The 18,858-nt window shown below is 39.2% G+C and carries 18 protein-coding genes and 1 pseudogene; 5 read left to right on the top strand and 14 right to left on the bottom strand.

Annotation, left to right across the window (positions count from 1 at the left end):
- Positions 1-137 precede the first annotated feature (137 nt).
- Positions 138-881: an SDR family NAD(P)-dependent oxidoreductase gene (locus tag J7E52_RS09805; protein ID WP_214745387.1), complete on the bottom strand. Its 744-nt coding sequence runs from the start codon at positions 879-881 to the stop codon at positions 138-140.
- A 454-nt stretch (positions 882-1,335) separates the two neighbouring features.
- Here J7E52_RS09805 and J7E52_RS26895 point away from each other — a divergent pair, with 454 nt between their 5' ends.
- On the top strand, positions 1,336-1,749 hold the full coding sequence (locus J7E52_RS26895) for a hypothetical protein (RefSeq protein WP_286197626.1): 414 nt from the start codon (positions 1,336-1,338) through the stop codon (positions 1,747-1,749).
- Positions 1,667-1,888 (top strand): response regulator transcription factor, encoded by a 222-nt coding sequence (locus tag J7E52_RS26890; RefSeq protein WP_309476875.1) that lies wholly within the window; start codon positions 1,667-1,669, stop codon positions 1,886-1,888. Before J7E52_RS26895 ends, J7E52_RS26890 begins: the two co-directional genes overlap by 83 nt.
- 166 nt (positions 1,889-2,054) lie before the next feature.
- Here J7E52_RS26890 and J7E52_RS09795 read toward each other — a convergent pair whose 3' ends face one another.
- Both J7E52_RS09795 and J7E52_RS09790 read right to left on the bottom strand, forming a co-directional pair.
- Entirely contained in the window at positions 2,055-2,801 is a 747-nt protein-coding gene (locus tag J7E52_RS09795; protein ID WP_214745385.1) for a TerC family protein, read from the bottom strand.
- 214 nt (positions 2,802-3,015) lie between these two features.
- Positions 3,016-3,182: pseudogene (locus J7E52_RS09790) on the bottom strand (penicillin-binding transpeptidase domain-containing protein); the annotation flags it as partial.
- A 253-nt stretch (positions 3,183-3,435) separates the two neighbouring features.
- Here J7E52_RS09790 and J7E52_RS09785 point away from each other — a divergent pair.
- Positions 3,436-3,615 (top strand): H-type small acid-soluble spore protein, encoded by a 180-nt coding sequence (locus J7E52_RS09785; RefSeq protein ID WP_214745383.1) that lies wholly within the window; start codon positions 3,436-3,438, stop codon positions 3,613-3,615.
- A gap of 50 nt (positions 3,616-3,665) precedes the next feature.
- Here J7E52_RS09785 and J7E52_RS09780 read toward each other — a convergent pair whose 3' ends face one another.
- Complete coding sequence (locus J7E52_RS09780; RefSeq protein ID WP_214745381.1) at positions 3,666-4,421, bottom strand: GH25 family lysozyme; 756 nt, start codon at positions 4,419-4,421, stop codon at positions 3,666-3,668.
- Between the two features lie 442 nt (positions 4,422-4,863).
- On the opposite strand from J7E52_RS09780, the gene abc-f reads away from it, so the two are divergent.
- Positions 4,864-6,501 carry a ribosomal protection-like ABC-F family protein gene (gene abc-f / locus J7E52_RS09775; RefSeq protein WP_214745379.1) on the top strand — a complete coding sequence of 546 codons (1,638 nt, stop codon included), beginning with the start codon at positions 4,864-4,866 and terminating at the stop codon, positions 6,499-6,501.
- Positions 6,502-6,871: 370 nt separating this feature from the next.
- Positions 6,872-7,708 carry a DUF2935 domain-containing protein gene (locus J7E52_RS09770; protein ID WP_214745377.1) on the top strand — a complete coding sequence of 279 codons (837 nt, stop codon included), beginning with the start codon at positions 6,872-6,874 and terminating at the stop codon, positions 7,706-7,708.
- 451 nt (positions 7,709-8,159) lie between these two features.
- On the opposite strand, the gene J7E52_RS09765 is transcribed toward J7E52_RS09770, so the two are convergent.
- The 10 genes from J7E52_RS09765 to J7E52_RS09720 all read right to left on the bottom strand — a co-directional run bounded on the left by J7E52_RS09765 (position 8,160) and on the right by J7E52_RS09720 (position 18,843).
- Entirely contained in the window at positions 8,160-8,693 is a 534-nt protein-coding gene (locus J7E52_RS09765) for an NAD(P)H-dependent oxidoreductase (protein ID WP_214745375.1), read from the bottom strand.
- Positions 8,694-8,887: 194 nt separating this feature from the next.
- Positions 8,888-10,099: an NAD(P)/FAD-dependent oxidoreductase gene (locus J7E52_RS09760; protein ID WP_214745373.1), complete on the bottom strand. Its 1,212-nt coding sequence runs from the start codon at positions 10,097-10,099 to the stop codon at positions 8,888-8,890.
- A complete protein-coding gene (locus J7E52_RS09755) occupies positions 10,096-10,425 on the bottom strand; it encodes a (2Fe-2S)-binding protein (RefSeq protein WP_214745371.1) in 330 nt (109 codons plus the stop codon). Before J7E52_RS09755 ends, J7E52_RS09760 begins: the two co-directional genes overlap by 4 nt.
- Positions 10,422-10,694: a (2Fe-2S)-binding protein gene (locus tag J7E52_RS09750; RefSeq protein ID WP_214745369.1), complete on the bottom strand. Its 273-nt coding sequence runs from the start codon at positions 10,692-10,694 to the stop codon at positions 10,422-10,424. The genes J7E52_RS09755 and J7E52_RS09750 overlap by 4 nt, the downstream gene beginning before the upstream one ends.
- Before the next feature lie 289 nt (positions 10,695-10,983).
- On the bottom strand, positions 10,984-11,730 hold the full coding sequence (locus J7E52_RS09745; RefSeq protein ID WP_286197622.1) for an aspartate/glutamate racemase family protein: 747 nt from the start codon (positions 11,728-11,730) through the stop codon (positions 10,984-10,986).
- Between the two features lie 114 nt (positions 11,731-11,844).
- Complete coding sequence (gene dapA / locus J7E52_RS09740) at positions 11,845-12,762, bottom strand: 4-hydroxy-tetrahydrodipicolinate synthase (protein ID WP_214745365.1); 918 nt, start codon at positions 12,760-12,762, stop codon at positions 11,845-11,847.
- A 52-nt stretch (positions 12,763-12,814) separates the two neighbouring features.
- Positions 12,815-14,002 carry an NAD(P)/FAD-dependent oxidoreductase gene (locus J7E52_RS09735; protein ID WP_214745363.1) on the bottom strand — a complete coding sequence of 396 codons (1,188 nt, stop codon included), beginning with the start codon at positions 14,000-14,002 and terminating at the stop codon, positions 12,815-12,817.
- Between the two features lie 40 nt (positions 14,003-14,042).
- Positions 14,043-15,563 (bottom strand): aldehyde dehydrogenase family protein, encoded by a 1,521-nt coding sequence (locus J7E52_RS09730; RefSeq protein WP_214745438.1) that lies wholly within the window; start codon positions 15,561-15,563, stop codon positions 14,043-14,045.
- A gap of 130 nt (positions 15,564-15,693) precedes the next feature.
- Positions 15,694-17,169 (bottom strand): alanine/glycine:cation symporter family protein, encoded by a 1,476-nt coding sequence (locus J7E52_RS09725; protein ID WP_214745361.1) that lies wholly within the window; start codon positions 17,167-17,169, stop codon positions 15,694-15,696.
- Positions 17,170-17,502: 333 nt separating this feature from the next.
- On the bottom strand, positions 17,503-18,843 hold the full coding sequence (locus tag J7E52_RS09720; RefSeq protein ID WP_214745436.1) for an aspartate aminotransferase family protein: 1,341 nt from the start codon (positions 18,841-18,843) through the stop codon (positions 17,503-17,505).
- Positions 18,844-18,858: the final 15 nt, after the last annotated feature.

Below are 18,858 nucleotides of genomic sequence, written 5' to 3'. Positions count from 1 at the left end.
TTCGTTATATGTAAAAAAGAGCCCTTCAGTATGATTTGGGTGTACGAACACCACTCATCTTACAGAAGAAGCTCTATTAATTGGCACCTCAAACCTAATTTGACTGATTGAGAGACCGAGCGAATAATCCTTAAAACTTATACTGCCGTATAACCGCCGTCTACAATAAGGCTTGTGCCTGTAACAAATGATGCATCGTCACTTGCAAGGAAGAGAACGGCTTTCGCCACTTCTTCCGCTCTGCCTAAACGGCCGATTGGATGTAAATCGATCAAGCCTTGTCTTATTTCACCTTGTGCTTCGGCAATAAGGGGCGTATCGATATATCCAGGGCAAACTGCATTGACACGAATGCCATCTTTCGCATAGGTGGAACCTAACGTTTGTGTTAACAATTTGACCCCGCCTTTCGCAGCAGAATAGGCTGTTACCCCCGGTTTCCCTGCATGGCTATGGATGGAGCCTGTGTTGACAATGGCGCCGCCAGTAGACTGTTTTTGCATTTGCTCTATCGCATATTTATCGGATAGGAAGACACCGGATAAATTAATATCAATTGTTTTTTGCCATTGCTCATAGCTTAACTCATGGATGTTTCCGTCTCTTGCAATCCCTGCGTTTGCGAACATGATATCCAGTTTTCCAAATTTGTTAACCGTCTCTTCGATCATATTCTTTATGTCATTTTCATTCGTCACGTCGGTTTTAACAAAAAGAGTATCATACCCTTTTCCATTTAACTCTTCAGACACAGCTTGTCCATGATCAGCAAAATCGGCAATGACCACCTTTGCTCCTTCTTCTGCAAATAATTGAGCCGTACTTGCTCCAATCCCGCTTGCTCCCCCTGTTACGATTGCCACTTTGTTTTCCAATCTCATATTAAAACACTCCTTAGTTTTGGTTTCTAAAATCCGTAAGAAAGGTCGGCATTTTAGCGAGCAGTCGCTCCGCCATCTATCACAAATTCGGTACCCGCTCCGCCGTATAGGAAGATTCGTACGAGGCAATGAAAAGCACTGTATTCGCCACATTGTTGACCTGCCTAGATTTCTGTAATGATTGCCACTTTGTTTTCAAGTCTCATCATATAACCAGATCTCCTTTTCTTAATTTCTATGCAACATACCCCTTTAGCACCATAAATCCCCATCCCTAGAGGTTCTCCCTAGACGGCCATTCCTATACAAGCAAAAAGCTGACTGCAAATAAAAGACTGCAGCTACTGGACCAATTAGATGAACTTTTAATTAACTCAGCGGGATTTTAGGAATTTGCTTTTATCCTAAAAAAATGTGAAGAGTTCTTTAACTATAAAAGATGTGTTTTTTATGCTTGTATTCCTTGGTCCAATCAATTCTACGGCACAATTGGATTGGAGCTGCCAAAAGTTCAAAGCATGAGGGACAGCTCACTTCCAGGCAATCCATGGTGTTCAATTCAAAAAAACCGGTATTTTTAAAGAATCCCCATAATTACATTAAAGAGGAACATATTAAGTTATTTAATCTTTCATCTGTCATTTTTGTAGCTATTGTTCATGACGAGCAAGCGTTCGGCTGGCTGACTTTTGATCAATTAGGGGAGGAATTCGATTATTCAATGGATGAACTGACTTTACTTGAACAGGTCGGAAAGCGGCTCGGTTTATATTTATCAAGAAAGGATGATGAGGTATCCATACGTACCGGACATACAATTGACGGAAAGGGAATCGATGATTTTAAATTTGCTGGCGGAGGGCTATAACAATAAAAAAATGGCCGAATTGCTGCAATTAAGCGAGCATACCGTTAGAGATTATGTAAGCAGTTTAATCACAAAGTTTAAAGCTAAAAATCGCACACAGGTAGTCGTTTATGGTTTTAAGCTAGGTTTATTAAAGTAAAATTGAATCAATCAACAGCTTTACCGATTTTTTATGACGAGTTGTGATACTTTCAACATTATCGAATCTATATAGAAGGTCATTGTATATTAACCAAAAAAGACCGAAAAAATTTTTTCGGCCTTTGATCTTCTTTAAATTTTCATTTATTACAAAAGAATATACTTTATTTACCTTCACCTTTTTTTTCTGTTTTTCCCGATAAAAACCATCCGCCTATAGCAATAAGAAGCATGACTGACCAAAAGATTATATTCCAAATCGGTCCTTCAACAAAATCGTGAGAGATAATGTGCACGGCTGGATGCGCAAGAGTATGCATTAATAACTTAACCCCTACCCAACCAACGATTAACATGGCTGCCGTTTCGAGGCTAGGTCGCTCCGTCAGTATTTTAACGAAGTATCCTGCCGCAAACCGGATGACGATTAACCCTGCAATTGCTCCTAACAAAATAACAATGAATTTAGCCCCATCCATGCCTCCAATATCACCCATTGGTGTATCTGGCAAGGCAATGACAAGAGCGACTGCAGCTAAAATGGAATCAATAGCAAAAGCAATATCAGCTAATGCAATTTGCGCAACGGTCATACGGTAGCTTTTCCCTTTTTCCTCTTTTTCCCCGTGGTCCTTTTTTAATAAATGCTTTAATGCGATGAAAATCAAATATGCAGCCCCAATTGCTTGAACTTGCCAAACATGGAAAAGGTACGAAATAATGAAGATTGCACCAATCCTAAATATAAAAGCCAAAAGCAACCCAATATTGATCGCTTTTTTTTGCTGTTCTTTTGGTAAATGCTTTGACATGATGGCTAAAACCAATGCATTATCAGCAGATAATAAACCTTCTAAAAAAATTAGAATAATTAACACCCAGCCATATTCCAATAATAACGATAGTTCCATGATATCCCCCTAAAAGCATGTATAAGAATGTGTATAAACTTCAACACTTCCTCATCCAATATTGTCCCATTGTATCGACTTCCTTATTCAACCCTTTCGTCCCATTAGCTCCATTTGATTAGGAGTACCAAACAACTCCCCTATTATAAGTAATGATTCCATTAGTTCTATAATATATTCTTTTTTGTTTAGACTTAGTATCGATTGAGACTGTATAAAAATTTTCCATAAAATCCACTTGTTCAATAGGAGAAATTTTGAGTGAGCTGCTTAGCCAAAACTGATCAATCCCTCCACTAATATCTTGGTTGCCATATGAAATCTTATGAATCCATTCCTCCATTCGACTCTCTCCATATCACGGGCCATTGGCTGCCAGAAGCCTGCGTTTTTTCAAATTCATCACCTCAAAAAAATCATTTACAATCCTATCCATTCTAGCAGATAAACTCAATATTTTTAAGATTAAGAATTCTCATCTTTACATAAGTTTAATAAAAAATATTCACGACGGATAACATGGAAGGATAAACATCATTGCGCCTTATATGATTTAGTTGCAATATTAATCAAATGAATAATATTTAGGCTTTTCCCAAATAATAGGTAGACTAATTAGCAGGGAGGGATTTATATGGATGCTAAGCGTGTAAAACAGATTCTTTCTTCTTCATCTGACATTGAAGTGAGATATAACGGCACTTCAGTATGGATTGATAATTTAAATGAAGATGGAACAACGGCTACAGTACATCTAAGAGGCCCATTAGAGGAAAGATCAGAAGTAGCAATTGACGAACTTAAAGAAATCTAAGGAATATCCATTAAAAACTGAGCTCCTCTCGTAATGAGAAGAGCCTTTACTTATTTCACCCTTAATTTTTGACCGATATAAATTTTGTCGGGGTCTTTAATTCCATTAAGACTAACAAGAGTTTTTACCGTTGTTTTGTGTTTTTTTGCAATGAAGCTAAGTGTGTCGCCCTTTTTTACAGTATAAGTCGTGGTTGTTTCAGTTTTCAATGCACGGGAGTTATGGGCCCTATTAGTAAAATCCCTATAAGCTATATTCAAATCCACCTTTGTGCTGATCCCACTTACCTTCCCTGAATCAGAATGCTGCCAAATATCTGTGCTGCGTCCCAACGTGCTGTTGTATCTGGCAATCCACAAAGCGTATTTCGTCAACCTTGATTCATCTAAAGTATTTTCGAGAAAGTATTTACCACTATACAGCATTGCCGTGTATCCAGCTTCTTCAATAGCATCCAAAAAAGCTATTGCTGCATCTGTCAGCATTTTTTTCTTTGCCTTTTTTTTATTTTCTTCAAGATCAAGAACTACAGGATAATTTAAAGCAATAGAGCTGATAGAATTTAAAAAATAAGCAGCCTCAGCCTTCGCTTCTGCAACTGTTGCAAACTTTGCATAGTGATAGGCCCCGACTTTCAATCCCGCTGCCAATGCCTGTGGTGCATTTTCTTTGAAATAGGAAAGCTTCGTATAACTCGTTCCCTCTGTTGCCTTAATGAACACGAACTTCACGCCTGCCTTTGCAACTTCCTCCCAATTAATAGCACCTTGCCAATGTGAAACATCGATTCCCTTTATATATTCCATATTAATGACCTCCTCAAGGAAACAACCCTATGGTGTAAATGTTTTATGATTTTATCATAGCAGTTATAAACACATGATAAAGGAATCATACAGACTTATTACCCACCTAATAATAAGGTATATGATTGAGTAAAAATATTAAAAAATCGTTAAAATTTAATTGAAAGCTGCTTCCTTTTGTTTTCAAATATTATTTTATGCTATACTGACCTTATTAATATCAGAAGGGATGATGGGTGGCCGATGATTAACTAATCTTATTTTTAAAATTTGAAATCACATATTTCAAATCATACAAAATAGGATTAGTCTGCCCATTTTCTATAAATTGTAGAGCTATACTCAAAATAGCTCTTATTTGATAATGCACAGGTCGACTAATCCTTCCATATGAACTGGGAGGATTTTTTTTATTCTCCCTTTAAAGAGAGGGATGGAATATATGAAAGAACTATTGAAATTAACTAATATTAGCTATGAGGTATTGGACCATAATATTTTTGAAAATGTTAATGCTAGTGTTCAACAAGGGGAGATCATCGGTATCATTGGCAAAAATGGTGCCGGTAAATCTACGTTGTTGCAATTAATTAACAATGATTTAGAGCCTGTACATGGACAAATCCAATGGCTGCAGCAAGACTTGAAAGTTTTTATGGTTGAACAAGAAGTCGAGTCGCATTCTTCAGAAGTCAAGACGCCTTCCGAAGTTAAATTACTAGATAAAATGCATGTACCAAGCCATGACTTCCTACAATTAAGCGGGGGAGAAAAACTGAAAGCCCGCTTAGCAAAAGGACTTTCTAAAGATGCAGACCTTTTACTATTAGATGAACCGACGAACCATCTTGATGAGGACAGTTTAGGGTTCCTCAATGAACAAATTAAAAATTATCGAGGTACCATCGTTTTTGTTTCGCACGATCGTTATTTTTTGGATGCTGTTGCAACGAAAATTTGGTCGATTGAAGATAAAAAGCTAATTGAGCACAGAGGGAATTATTCTAGTTATATGGAGGTTCGTAAACAGAAAAGACTTACACAACAACGTGAATATGAAAAACAGCAAAAAATGGTTGAACGTATCGAGGGACAAATGAATGAAATCACTTCTTGGTCAAAAAAAGCCCATTCCCAATCGACGAAAAAGGAAGGATTCAAGGAATACTATCGCGTGAAAGCAAAGCGAATGGATGCACAGGTAAAATCTAAACAAAAGCGTCTTGAAAAAGAGCTTGAAAAAGCAAAAGCCGAACCTGTTGAATCAGAATATACTGTACGCTTTTCAATTAAAACAAAAAACAAGATGGGAAAACGGTTTTTGGAAGTCAAGAATTTAACTAAGACTTTTAACGGACGAACACTGTTTAAAAGCGTCAATTTCACGATTCAGCATGGTGAGAAGGTTTCCATTAAAGGTCCCAACGGCAGCGGAAAAACGACATTATTAAAAATAATTCTTGGACATGAAACTTTTGCGGGCGATGTATGGATTTCACCATCTGCAAAAATAGGCTATTTGACGCAAGAAGTGTTTGATTTACCACTTGAACTAACACCCGCCCAGCTATTTCATAAAGAAACATTCGAGTCGAGAGGGAACGTTCAAACTTTAATGAAGCATTTAGGCTTCACGGCGTCTCATTGGACAGAACCCATTAAGAATATGAGTATGGGTGAACGGGTTAAATGTAAGTTAATGGAATATATATTAGAAGAAAAAGATGTTCTCATTTTGGATGAGCCGACAAATCACCTTGACTTAGCTTCACGGGAACAACTTGAAGAAACCTTAGCACAGTATACTGGAACGCTAATCGTCGTTTCGCATGATCGATATTTTCTCGAAAAAACGACAAGCAGCAAACTTGTCATTTCGAATAATCGCATACAAAAGCAATTGCATGAATCCTCCCCAAAAAGAGATAATCTCGAAGAACTACGATTAACACTTGAAACAGAAAGACAAGAAGTTTTGGGTAAGCTTAGCTTTATGACTCCAAACGATAAAGCGTACACAGAACTCGACAAGAAGTTTAATGAGCTTACGAAAAAAATAAACGAACTTCGTGACAAATGACTATCAACAGTAACTTAATGTGCTGGATGACAACCCTTAGAATGAATTAGTTCTAAGGGTTTTTTTAGATACTTACCTGGAGTCCTGCCAAAGTATTATAGAATATCTAAGAAAGTACAGTCTCCGATCGTTCAGGATTTTTGCCTCCCTTGGTTTCCTTTACTTATACCGTCTTGCTTCTCTCCAAGAATGTTGGATGAATCATGGTATTTCCCCCTTCAAGAGATTACAATAAAAACTCCAATTGGTTTGAAGTGCTAAAAGAATATTAGTAATTGATTAGATCAATATGCAAATTGAGCAGAATACTAATGTCCCCTTGTTAATAAAATTTTAATGATGGTTGTTTTAAAGGAGGGGGGATTTAGTCATGAGTGAGAACACACAGGAAGCTAACATGAGGAATAACTCTGGTATGTTTGTTGCACGCTCTTTAGATGAGATTCGTTTTTGGTCAAGAATAATGAAGGAACACTCGTTATTTCTAAGACTAGGTTTTAGATGTGAAGATACACAGCTAATTGAGGAAGCTAATCAGTTTTATCATTTATTTGAACGGATAGAACAGCAATCACATTTATTAACAAATCAAGCTGATCCCGAACAGATCAGGAGATTTAATGCGGAAGTGCAACAAGCAGCTACAGGCATATTTTTATTTAAAAGAAAAGTATTGGGATTAATACTCACCTGTAAATTGCCTGGTGCGAACAATTTCCCGTTATTAGTCGACCATACAAGCAGGGAAGCCAATTATTTTAGAAAACGATTAATAGAACTAAATGAGGGTAAATTGAAACCACTTGCAGATGCCATAATCAAAGAAAATGTTTTCTTTTTAAGGATCATGGCGGATCATGCAAAATTCATCGGACATCTCCTTGATCCATCGGAAAGAAAGCTGGTGGATATGGCGCGAAATTTCAGCAATGATTTTGATCAATTAGTCTTTCAAGCTGTGGACTTAGAGTCCATGAAACCACAATCTCAAACCGCTCCTCTTTTGGATCAATTTCTAGATCAGAACCGAGTTTCCGTCGTATCACTTCGGGACTTTAAGAAAACTGCCAGAGATTTAATCGAAGAATGCAAAATCAAGAGCATTATCCATCCTCTATTGGCAGACCACGTTTTCCGTGAAGCTGAACGTTTCCTTGAAATCATCGATATGTTCGAATCCCACCTTACAGGTGAAACATACAATTAATTGAGTATGAATGATATAGAAAAATAATGGTTTTTATAAAATTGCTAATATGGATTAATAAATTCAAATAAAAATGGGCCCCTCTCGATTAAGAGAAGGGCTTTTATATGTAAAAAGTGGAGACTGGGAGTTCACCGATTGTATCTTTTCTTCTTGAATACCACCGATTTTACATACTCAGGAAGATTTAAGAGATTCCTTACTTAAGCTTGATCAAAGTGCAGCGTACGTTACTTGATTACCATACCCTTGAACTGAAAGTATTAGAAATCCAGACTCAATTCAAGAAATAATGTCGAGAAATTAGACACTTCTCTTACCTGTTTATCAGCACTAAATCTGGAATGTACAGTCACCGCAAAATATTTGTAACATCAACGGAGGAGCAGATGTCACTTGTTTTATACTCGACTGACTCAAAATTAAATTTATAAAGAACTCTAATTTTCCCTTAGTGAAAAACATCCTTGGTAAAAATATAATCCACATATGCTTTTGCACTTTCTTTAATCTCTTCGTCATTTGCTGTATATGTTCCATTGAAGATAAATGCCGGTAAAAATTTTGCACCTATTAAATTACTGGTTGCCTGGAATGGCTTTAAAAGTTCACTCATAGAGTAATTATTACGCCCACCCGCTTGATACCTTTCTTTTGCACTTCCAGTCGATAATGCTAAAATGAGGTCTTTATTATGTAATTTATTCCCGTTTGAACCATAAGCCCATCCATGTGTGAGTACCTCATCCTGCCATTTTTTAAGAAGTGGCGGAGAGCTATACCAATAAAACGGGAACTGCCAAACAATCCGATCATGTTCTTCACATAGCCTTTGCTCTCTTTCAATATCAATTTTTTCATCTGGATATTCCTTATATAGTTCATGAACAGTTACAGCGGGATGCTGCTTCAATTCTCCTATCCACGTTCTGTTCACAATCGACTCTTCAATATTTGGATGAGCTACAATGACTAAAACCTTCATTTATTTATCCTCCGTGCATAGATTTTGACAAACCTTAACCTAACGAAACCGAATCAGGAATACAATTTTCTGATAAGTCAACTAAATACGCCCGCATTAGACCTTTTTCTAATACGGGAGGTTGAATTCTCTTAGCATAGTCACAAGATATTCTTGTATTCAGTAAAACGACTAACAGTCCCTAATATCCGTTATCAGACCAAGATTCTTTTCCCACGCTCTTCATAAAATTTATGATGAAGTTCCGTACGTGCTTCTTCAATTCCTGGCTGGAATTGAATTAGCGCTTTGCGTCGTGTTTCAATGACCTCTGCAATAGCTGCTTTAATTTTTGCCTCAGCACGTCCCGCTAAAGCATTAAGTTCACCTGCAATCGTAAGTCCAGCCACTGTTCCTTGAGCCCTGGCCACCTTGGCACTTTCAACTCCTGTAATATTGCCGGCTACATATAAACCATTCAGATTGGTCTGCATAAATTCATTGTGCAACGGAACATGTCCTCCCAATTCAGGAACATAGCTGAAAGAGCACCCAGCAACAGCCGCAAGTTCGGACATTGGTGTAAGACCGCCCGCAATACAGACAAAATCAGCTGATACTGTTTTTTCCGTTCCAGGCACAACTTCTCCGTTAACAGAAACTTCCGCAATTCGGACACCCTCGACTTGATTTTCCCCATATATTTCAAGAGCACTTTTTCGTAGCTGAATAGGAATACCCCACATTTTAAATCCATTTTTCGGAAAAAAACGCGCACCCATTTTTGGACTTACCCATTTTCCTCCAAACCGTATTAAAGGTGAAGGAGCTAAATGTGACAGTCTTAGAAGCGATTCCATCATTTTTTCTGGCTGAGCAGCATTTCCAGCTAAAATACCCGGTTGTGGAAGTAAAATACTTTCAACATGAACTCCACATAATTGCAATTCTCTTGCAATTGCTACAGAGAGTACATTAATACCAATTATAATCCCTTTTTCTCCCGGCTTCACGCGATGCACGTTTCCCATCACCTGAGCGGCTCCGATCGACATTACACCTGGAAGAGTCCAACCCGGGATAGGAACAGGAGTTTCTGATGCTCCTGTAGCAAGTAAAAGACATCTTGACTCCATTATTTTATCAGTGGTATATGCACACCAGCCATTTTCTAGTTTTTTTAAATCATACACGGATATTCCGCAAAGGATATCCACACCCAGCTGAACGGCTTGGTTATAAAGTTTATGGGCTTCCTCGATACCATTCACCCATTTACCATCAGGCTCTTCATGCAATTGGCCTAATAAACGGCCTCCAGGCTTTAGAAACTCATCCACCACGCATACTTGTAGCCCATGTTCTGCAGCTGCAATAGCTGCGCTTAGTCCAGCGGGTCCTGCGCCTACAACAACTACGTCAATCATAATGTACCTCCTTTTAATGAAGAGGCAGGAGTGCCTGATTCAATATGCATCTCGTTTTCTACTGGCGTTAAACAAGCACGAACTGTATTTTTCCCATTCACCCTTACTCGACATTCAAAACAGTGGCCAATATTGCAGTAAATCCCGCGCGGCGTTGCTTTGTCTTCATGAAGGCGAAGCGTTCGAATTCCAGATGCGAGCAAGGCAGAAGCAATTGTATCACCTTCGCGTGCCATATATTGGTGCCCATCAAAGTAAATCTTAATTTCCTTTTGATTGTTAAGATCCCCTAGAATAGGATGATGTTCCACTCTCATAGAATTCATTCTTTTTCTCCTCCTAAAACCCCAAATGAAACAGGCCGAACAGGTGGACGGTAGCTAAGCGGCACTTCATTAGAAATAGCCGTTCCTCCCAGCTGTTCCACTAATCGATCAATTACGGTGCGGCAAGTACGCCCTCCACAAGAGCCCATTCCTGCACGTGTTCGCAATTTCACTTCACGCGAAGAACAATGAAACTGTTCAATGGTTTCTTTTATTTCATTCATAGTGATTTCTTCGCATCTACATACTATCGTTTGTTTTTCATTCATTGAACACACCTCCACTACTTTCAAAATAGCTGGTTTATTTTTTTAGGTTTTTTTGAATTGTGTGCTAAAAACTGCAATTTTCATCAAAGGATTCTAGCAATGTCCAATTATTTAGAAGAAAAGACATCAACATTCTTCTTGTGTAAAAATAGATGCGCAACCAACTATTTTTACACAGAAGAGAACGTTAGATGTCTCATACGCACAGTATAGGGCAGCACATCAGAAGATATGTTGAAAAGCCTGGATGTTTTTATGTTTACATGCTACGTTTTTCTAGCTTATTTTTTCAGATAAAACCATTATATGGTTTTTGGCTGGTAGCAAAATGAGCCCATTTGATCATCGTAATGAAATCAAATACCGGAAGCTTGACGGCTCTTTGAATATCAGCTGCATATGGCGGTAAATCACTGCATTCAAGCAGAATGGCCCCAATATCCGGGTTTTCATTTACCATCTTAACAGCAGCTTCCACTACTTCTCTTCTTACTTTTTCGTTATCAAAAGATCCTCTGCTTTCAATAATGGCTGAAAATTCCGGCAATCTCCCTAAATCTTTCACTACACAAATGTTAGGATCATCTATTCCACAGCTTTTAAATAAATTGGGCGTAATTCCATGCGCATCCGCTGTCAACATACCTATTTTTTGACTTGGTTTTAATCCTGTTTTTATCCAAGGTACTTGAACAACACTTGAAAGATAAACTGGGATATCAACAGCTGCTGCTACTTTGTCTTGAAAGTTTCCGAAAAACCCACATGCTGCACATATGGCACGAGCGCCTTCTGCTTCAAATTCTTTTGCTGCTTTTATAATGTCATCCAGCAGTGTAGGATCACCTGCATGGATTCTTTCTTGGTTACAATCGGGCACTACTTTTAGCCGTACAGGAAAGTCGTAGGTAGAGAGGTTTGCAACATTTCCAGGTAAAACTGGATACCAGCATTCATCTAAATAAAGTATGCCAACAGAATATCCCGCTACATATTGCCCTTTTTTCATGGTGATAATCTGGCTTTCCTTTTCCAAGTAGCCATACTCCCGTTCATTGTTCAATGATTTGGTAGTCAATTACGGTCCCTCCTTATAGTTTCAGAGAATACAAATGTATTCTCTGAAGCTCTTAATCTTATTCTATTCACATTACGCTTCTGTCAGTGCTTTAACTTCATATCCTAACTTGACCAGTTCCTCTTTAAGCATTATTTTCATCTCTTCAGTTGGTTGTGTTAAAGGCTTTCTCACATTTCCACCTTTAATTCCGATCAAGTCCATGCCTGCTTTTACCGGACCTGGATAAGGATTACCATCCGCCTCCATTAACCCATAAATACCTGATAATTTCCGATTCAAATCACGTGCAGCATTTATATCGCTCTTCTCAACGACCAGTTCGTATAACTCTACAAGTTCCTTAGGAAGCAAGTTGACGAGGATTCCAAAAGCACCCTGTCCTCCTACAGAGAAGGTAGGAAGTATAAAGTGTTCCTCACCGGTAAATACGGTAAAGTTTTCGACATCCTTCGTCAAAGCCACAACATTACACAAGTGACCAAAATCTGCAGATTCTTTGACACTTACAATGTTTTCTTCCTGACTCAATTCATAAATCATTTCAGGCGAAATGGTAACGCTGGTAGCTCCTGGATAATTGTAAATGACGATTCCGACATTTGATTTTGCAGCCACTTCCTTGAAAAATTCACGAATTCCTTCTTCACTTGTTTTATGGTAATAAGGAGGCAAAGCCAATCCCCATGTAGCGCCGCATTCTGCAGCATAATTGGCAAGCTCGATTGTTTCCTTGGCAGTTGAGCATCCAACACCTGCCATCACAGGTACTCTTCCTGCGGCATATTCACAGCCAGCCTTGATTAAACTTTTGCGTTCCTCTAATGACATAACATGGTATTCTCCTGTTGTGCCTCCAACCAGAAGACCATGGACTCCGCTTTCGACTTGAAAGTCAATTACTTTCTTATAAGACTGAAAATCAATCGTTTCATCTTCATTGAACGGGGTAATTAATGGTACAAAAATTCCTTTTGGCGCAATACTCATAATTTATTCCTCCTGTTTTCTTATATGCAGAACTTTTATTTACCTTTTGTCATTAAAATGCGTTGGCTTTCTTATATCTAGAAAAATTCAGTTTATCAATGTTAAAGTCTGTTTGCTCACCTGCAATCAACTGCGTTACCATTCTTCCTGTAATAGGAGCCATGCTGATACCGTCTCCTTCATGTCCGCTGGCAATAAAGAACCCTGGTACTTCTTCTACTTCAGATACAATAGGAAGGTGATCTTCAACCCAAGGTCTGACTCCTGCATAAGCCCTTATACAGTTAATTTCCTTTAGTTTCGGCAAAAATCGGATAGCCCTTTCTGCTATTGCGTGCATAACTTCGATTTCGGAACTGATGTTATAACCTTTAAAGGCCCTGTGGCCCCCAACCAAGAAGTTATTGGCGTCAGTCGGTTCAATGGTAAAAGCCACATTATGTTTTTCAACTAATTCACTTACGTTTCTTTTAAACTGGATATCTTCGAATTTAGATAACATATATCCGAATTCATGCACTTTCTGGCTGGCTACTTTGAAGGGCGTTTTCTCAGAGATCAACACCATTCCTTTTCTTGGCCTAATCGGTATGTGAACCCCTACCATTTCTGCTATCTTAGGGGACCATACACCGGCACAGTTTACAATCCTGTTTGTTTTAAATGTGCCCCGGTCTGTCACTACGCTTTCAACTCGTCCTTTGACATCTAGTGTAATGTTCTGAACAGAGTGATAGTCATAAACTTCCAATCCTAGCTTTCTTCCTTCTTCTACAAACGCATAACATAGTTTGTACGGATTCATAGAGGAATCAACTTCTGTCCATATCCCTCCTGCCAAGTCGTCGGCTAAATAGGGCTCAATTTGCTGCAATTCATTTCTATCGACCATGCGCATATCATAACCATCTTTTGCTTGTTGAGAAACATATCCTTTAGCAATTTCGAGCTCTTGCTCTGTTTCACAAACATATAGACTTCCTCGTGAAGCAAATTCAAAATCCACTGAAAACTCTTTCGCCAATTGTTTGAAAAGCTGGATACTTGCATACCCTATTTCGGTATCAATACCTGGTTTTTTATCACAAATTAGCGCCACTGCGTCACATCTACTGGAAGTACCTGAGGCAACGCCGCCTTTTTCAATTAATGCAACCTCAAGACCCTTTTTTGCCAAATGATATGCTACGCTAGATCCGATTACTCCTGCTCCAATGACAATGGCGTCATAACTTTTCATATATGTGCCTCCTTTCCAAGTAGAATTACTCTCCCTCCTTTTATTGCCCCTCAAAGAATCCCGATGGTTCCACTTTAAAATTTATGTTGATTTGCTTTGTTTCAAGGTATTCTTCAAAACCATATGTGCCCAAGTCTCTTCCAATTCCGCTTTGTTTATACCCGCCCCAAGGCGCTTCGTTAAAAGTTGGGTGATACGTATTGATCCATGTAATTCCTGCACGTAATTGGCGAATGACCCGCTGCGCTTTGGCACCGTCATTTGTGAATGCAGCACCTGCTAATCCAAAAACTGTACCATTTGCTAATTCAATCGCTTCTTTTTCGGTTTTAAACGTTTGAATGGCTAACACAGGGCCAAAAATCTCTTCCTGAACAATACGCATATCAGGGGTCGTATCTCCAAAGATAGTCGGTTCAACAAAATAACCTTTTCCAAAGTCACCTTCGATAATTCGATTGCCCCCACAAAGCAGAGTCGCTCCTTCATTTTTTCCAATTTCAATGTAATTAAGTACGGTGTTCATATGGGCTTCTGATACTAAAGGTCCCATTTCAATACCGTCTTTCCAACCTGGACCTATTTTAATCATCTTGGCACGTCTAACTAGTTCAGGTACAAATTTTTCATATAGACTCTCTTCTAATAGTAACCGTGATCCCGCCGAACACACCTGGCCCTGATTTGCAAAAATAGCGTATAATGCATAATCAACAGCTGTATCAAAATCTGCATCAGCAAAGACGATATTAGGAGATTTTCCTCCTAATTCCAAACTAATCTTTTTCACTGTATCTGCTGCCGATTTCATCAGTTTAATTCCTGTATCAGTACCGCCAGTAAAAGAGATTTTATCTACATTTGGATTAGAAACTAATTCTGCGCCTACTTTGCTTCCAGAACCTAAAACTAGATTAACAACACCAGGAGGAAAGCCAATCTCATCAATAATTTCAAACAAGCGGATGAGAGAAAGTGGTGTTATCTCTGCTGGTTTCACCACTATTGAGCAGCCTGCAGCGATTGCTGCGGCAATTTTTTGGTTTGCCATTACTAATGGATAGTTCCAGGGAACAATTATTCCCACCACGCCGATTGGTTCACGAACAACCATTGCCTGAATGTCATCCGGCACATCATAAGTTTGTCCATGTGGTTTTGTCGCTAATCCCGCATAGTAACGTAATTGGTTTACTGCGTCTTCAACATCGCCCAGTGACTCCCTTAATGTTTTTCCATTATTCAGTGTTTCTAAATAAGCAAATTCTTCTTTTCTTTCTTCCAGCTTATTTGAAATTTGGAGAAGAAGTTCTGCACGATCTCTAGCTCTGCTATTCATCCATCCATTTTCATAAAATGCATTTCGTGCAGCCTCAATTGCTTTTTTAGCATCTTCTTCTGATCCAACAGTAACTGTTCCAATTAACTCTCCATTTGCAGGGTTAACGATTTTACTTGTTTGATTTGATTCACTTAGAACCCATTCACCGTTAATATACATTTTCTGAGTAGTGTTGCTGCTAGTTAAAACGGATTCAATGTCTGCTGTTTCCAAAATCATCAAGATTCACCTCTTCTATGAAATTAAATGTTTTATTACTTTTGTATAAGTTAAAGATAAATTAGATTGTCATATTCTTCATTGGACAGTGTGTAAAATATCTTTCTCAAATTCTTGGACGCATCTGGAATTAACTCAGCTTTCTTTGATCAGATCTGCTAACCGGGTCCTGAGTTTCTTTATATTTTTCCTCCCAAAATTCGGCACCTTTGATTCCCAGCTTTGCCGGGTTAAAAACGGGGTCTTTCCCTGCTTTTTTCTGCACCTCATAATCTCTTAACACCCGTAATGCCGGCTTGGTCAGAAGAAAGATCGCAACAAGGTTTACCCAGGCCATGGCACCCATCCCCAAATCACCCATTGCCCACACAACAGCTGCTGTTTTCACACTTCCGTAAAATGAAGTGATCAATAGGACAACTTTTAAGACATGGTTTGGCCAACTAGACTTTGTGCTTTGTGTCAGAAAAGCAAGGTTTGTTTCTGCTTTGTAATAATAAGACAGCAGCGTTGTAAAACAGAAAAAGAATAAGGAAACCGCCAGGAAGCCCGCACCAAATTGCGGCAGGACAGAATCAACAGCGAGCTGTGTATACACTGATGGCTCCACGTTTCCAATCTTATTCACAATAGGGGCCGCCCCTTCCGGTTCCACATTGTACATCCCTGTGATCAGAATCATGAATGCGGTTGCAGAACAGATAAATAACGTATTAATATAAACAGAGAATACTTGAACCAGACCTTGTTTAGCTGGGTGGGATACTTCCGCTGCTCCTGATTCAAACGTTTCACTGCCTATTCCAGCTCCACTCGAATAAACACCTCTTTGTACGCCCCATGCTATCGCAGAACCCATCAATCCGCCGAAAGTGGAGTTTAAATTAAAAGCACTTGTGAAAATCAACGAAAGCACATTGGGAATGTGAGAAAAGTTCAGACTTAACACGATTATACAAACTAGAATATAGCCAAGCGCCATAAACGGAACCATGATTTCTGCGGTTTTCGCAATCCGCTTAACTCCGCCAAAAATGATAAACCCCAGCAGCACAATGATACTGATGCCAGTAAACATAGGAGGCATTCCAAAAGCGCTGTTCATTGATAACGCCACTGTATTAGCCTGGACACCCGGCCATAAACAGCTCATCACAATTAAAGTGAGAATGGCCGATAAAATGGCAAGCTTCCTGAGCTTCAGTCCCTTTTCTATGTAATAAGGTGTTCCGCCCCGGTACTGCCCATCGATCTTCCTTTTGTAAATCTGAGTTAGCGTAATCTCGATGAACGAAGTGGCGCTGCCCAAAAAGGCGGTAACCCACATCCAAAAAACCGCTCCGGGCCCTCCCAAGGCGATGGCAGTAGCCACCCCTGCTATATTCCCGGTGCCAACCCGGCTGCCCAATGACATAGCCAGTGCCTGAAAAGACGTAACGCCGGCTTTTGAATCTCCTCCTTCGAAGGACAGCTTAATCATGTCTTTCACAAACCTTAACTGAACAAATCGTGTAAAAATAGAAAAAAGCAGCCCCAGCCCTAAAAACCCATACACAAGCAATGGACTCCACACATATCCATTGAGCCAATTTACTAAATTCTCCACAAACAAGCACCTCTTCACTTATTTTTTTGCTCCATCATCCTCCACATAAATTTAAAATTAATGAAACATTTATTTAAAAATAAAATATTCACAAAACTTTAACATTAGACACTGTGTCAAGATTTTTAGTTTATTCATCTAACACTCACCATTTCATTCTAAATGACCTTACTTTTTATAATAAAAAGAGAGAAAAACGAACCGTTCATATTCTTCAATTGGAATAAACATCTTTTAGAAGTTATTTTTCGCTTCTTTCCTTAATTCTCAGCTTATATAGATAAAACGATGGGCCTAGTCCCATCGTTTTATCTGGTATCAGCTTACCCTTAATTAAAGTTGAAAGATGCTTTCTCTTAACGTATTAACTATAAATGTAAAATCGTCTTCCGTAATGCTCAATGGAGGAGAAAGCTGCAAAACATTGTTATACCCTGCAACAGTGTCGCCATTTTTCCCTACCAGCAAGCCTTTTTCCTTACAAAGATTTACCACTTTATTCAATTTTTCGACTCCAGCCGGCTCTTTTGTTTCCTTATTTTCAACCAGTTCAACTCCTAGTAGAAGACCTTTCCCGCGTACATCACCCACATTCGGATGCTTTTTTAATACTTCCAGCTCCTTTAACAGCCTTTCGCCTAACTCTCTGGAACGTTCAATGAGTTTTTCATTCTCCATGATTTCCAGGTTTTTTAAAGCTAAGGCACAGGCAGCTGGATTTCCTCCAAACGTGTTTACATGGCGGAAGCGGTCATAATCATCTGTGCCTGTATAAGCTTCATAAATCTCTCTTTTTACAGCTGTTGCCGATAAAGGAAGATACGCACTGGTTATGCCTTTTGCCATTGTGATAATATCTGGTTTGACGTCATAGTTCATAAACCCAAATGCTTTCCCTGTCCGTCCAAATCCGCAAATGACTTCATCACAAATAAGCAGCGCACCATGCTTCTCACAGATTTCTTTTACTTTTTTCATGTATCCATCTGGAGGCATTAAAATTCCACCTCCAGTGATGATCGGTTCCATAATCACACCAGCAACTGTTTCGCTTAGCTCCCATGTCATAACACGGTCGATGTCATCAGCACTTGCCAGTGTATGAGCATCTTCTGGATTACGATATGTATCAGGCGGTGCCACATGCAAGAAACCTTGCCCTAATGGCTCATATTTATACTTTCGCTGCGCCTGACCTGTTGCCGCGAGAGCACCCATAGAATTTCCATGATAAGCGCGATAGCGTGAGATAAACTTATAACGCCCCTGCTCCCCTTTTTGCTGGTGATATTGACGGGCAATTTTAAACGCCGTTTCGTTCGCTTCCGATCCGCTATTGGAAAAGAAAATAACGTAATCATCACCAAGCCATTCATTCAATTTCTCTGCTAATTTAATAGCCGGAACATGACTTTGCGTTAAAGGAAAATAGGGCATTTCCTGAAGTTGTTCAAAAGCCGCTTCGGCAAGTTCTTTCCGGCCGTATCCGACATTTACACACCACAGGCCGGACATACCGTCTAAATAACGGTTGCCGTCAATATCCGTCACCCAAGCTCCTTCTGCACTGGTGGCAATTATATTTGCCGGATTAGAAGCCGCTCCCTTCATCGCATGCCAAAGGTATTTTTCATCTGTTTTTTGCAGGTTTTGTGTTTGTTCTGTCACTTGCATCATTATCAGCTCTCC

The sequence above is a fragment of the Bacillus sp. ISL-34 genome (assembly GCF_018613325.1).
GTDB lineage: Bacteria > Bacillota > Bacilli > Bacillales > DSM-1321 > Peribacillus.
This window is presented reverse-complemented; position numbering and strand designations above follow the sequence as displayed.

Coding starts and splice junctions, on each gene's coding strand:
- J7E52_RS09720 (WP_214745436.1), bottom strand. CDS start 18,843: ATGCAAGTGACAGAACAAACACAAAACCTGCAAAAAACAGATGAAAAA.
- J7E52_RS09750 (WP_214745369.1), bottom strand. CDS start 10,694: ATGAATGAAAAACAAACGATAGTATGTAGATGCGAAGAAATCACTATG.
- J7E52_RS09730 (WP_214745438.1), bottom strand. CDS start 15,563: ATGATTTTGGAAACAGCAGACATTGAATCCGTTTTAACTAGCAGCAAC.
- J7E52_RS09795 (WP_214745385.1), bottom strand. CDS start 2,801: ATGGAACTATCGTTATTATTGGAATATGGCTGGGTGTTAATTATTCTA.
- J7E52_RS09805 (WP_214745387.1), bottom strand. CDS start 881: ATGAGATTGGAAAACAAAGTGGCAATCGTAACAGGGGGAGCAAGCGGG.
- J7E52_RS09765 (WP_214745375.1), bottom strand. CDS start 8,693: ATGAAGGTTTTAGTCATTGTAGCTCATCCAAATATTGAAGAGTCGATT.
- J7E52_RS09755 (WP_214745371.1), bottom strand. CDS start 10,425: ATGAATTCTATGAGAGTGGAACATCATCCTATTCTAGGGGATCTTAAC.
- J7E52_RS09785 (WP_214745383.1), top strand. CDS start 3,436: ATGGATGCTAAGCGTGTAAAACAGATTCTTTCTTCTTCATCTGACATT.
- J7E52_RS09770 (WP_214745377.1), top strand. CDS start 6,872: ATGAGTGAGAACACACAGGAAGCTAACATGAGGAATAACTCTGGTATG.
- J7E52_RS26890 (WP_309476875.1), top strand. CDS start 1,667: ATGATGAGGTATCCATACGTACCGGACATACAATTGACGGAAAGGGAA.
- abc-f (WP_214745379.1), top strand. CDS start 4,864: ATGAAAGAACTATTGAAATTAACTAATATTAGCTATGAGGTATTGGAC.
- J7E52_RS09735 (WP_214745363.1), bottom strand. CDS start 14,002: ATGAAAAGTTATGACGCCATTGTCATTGGAGCAGGAGTAATCGGATCT.
- dapA (WP_214745365.1), bottom strand. CDS start 12,762: ATGAGTATTGCGCCAAAAGGAATTTTTGTACCATTAATTACCCCGTTC.
- J7E52_RS09780 (WP_214745381.1), bottom strand. CDS start 4,421: ATGGAATATATAAAGGGAATCGATGTTTCACATTGGCAAGGTGCTATT.
- J7E52_RS09760 (WP_214745373.1), bottom strand. CDS start 10,099: ATGATTGACGTAGTTGTTGTAGGCGCAGGACCCGCTGGACTAAGCGCA.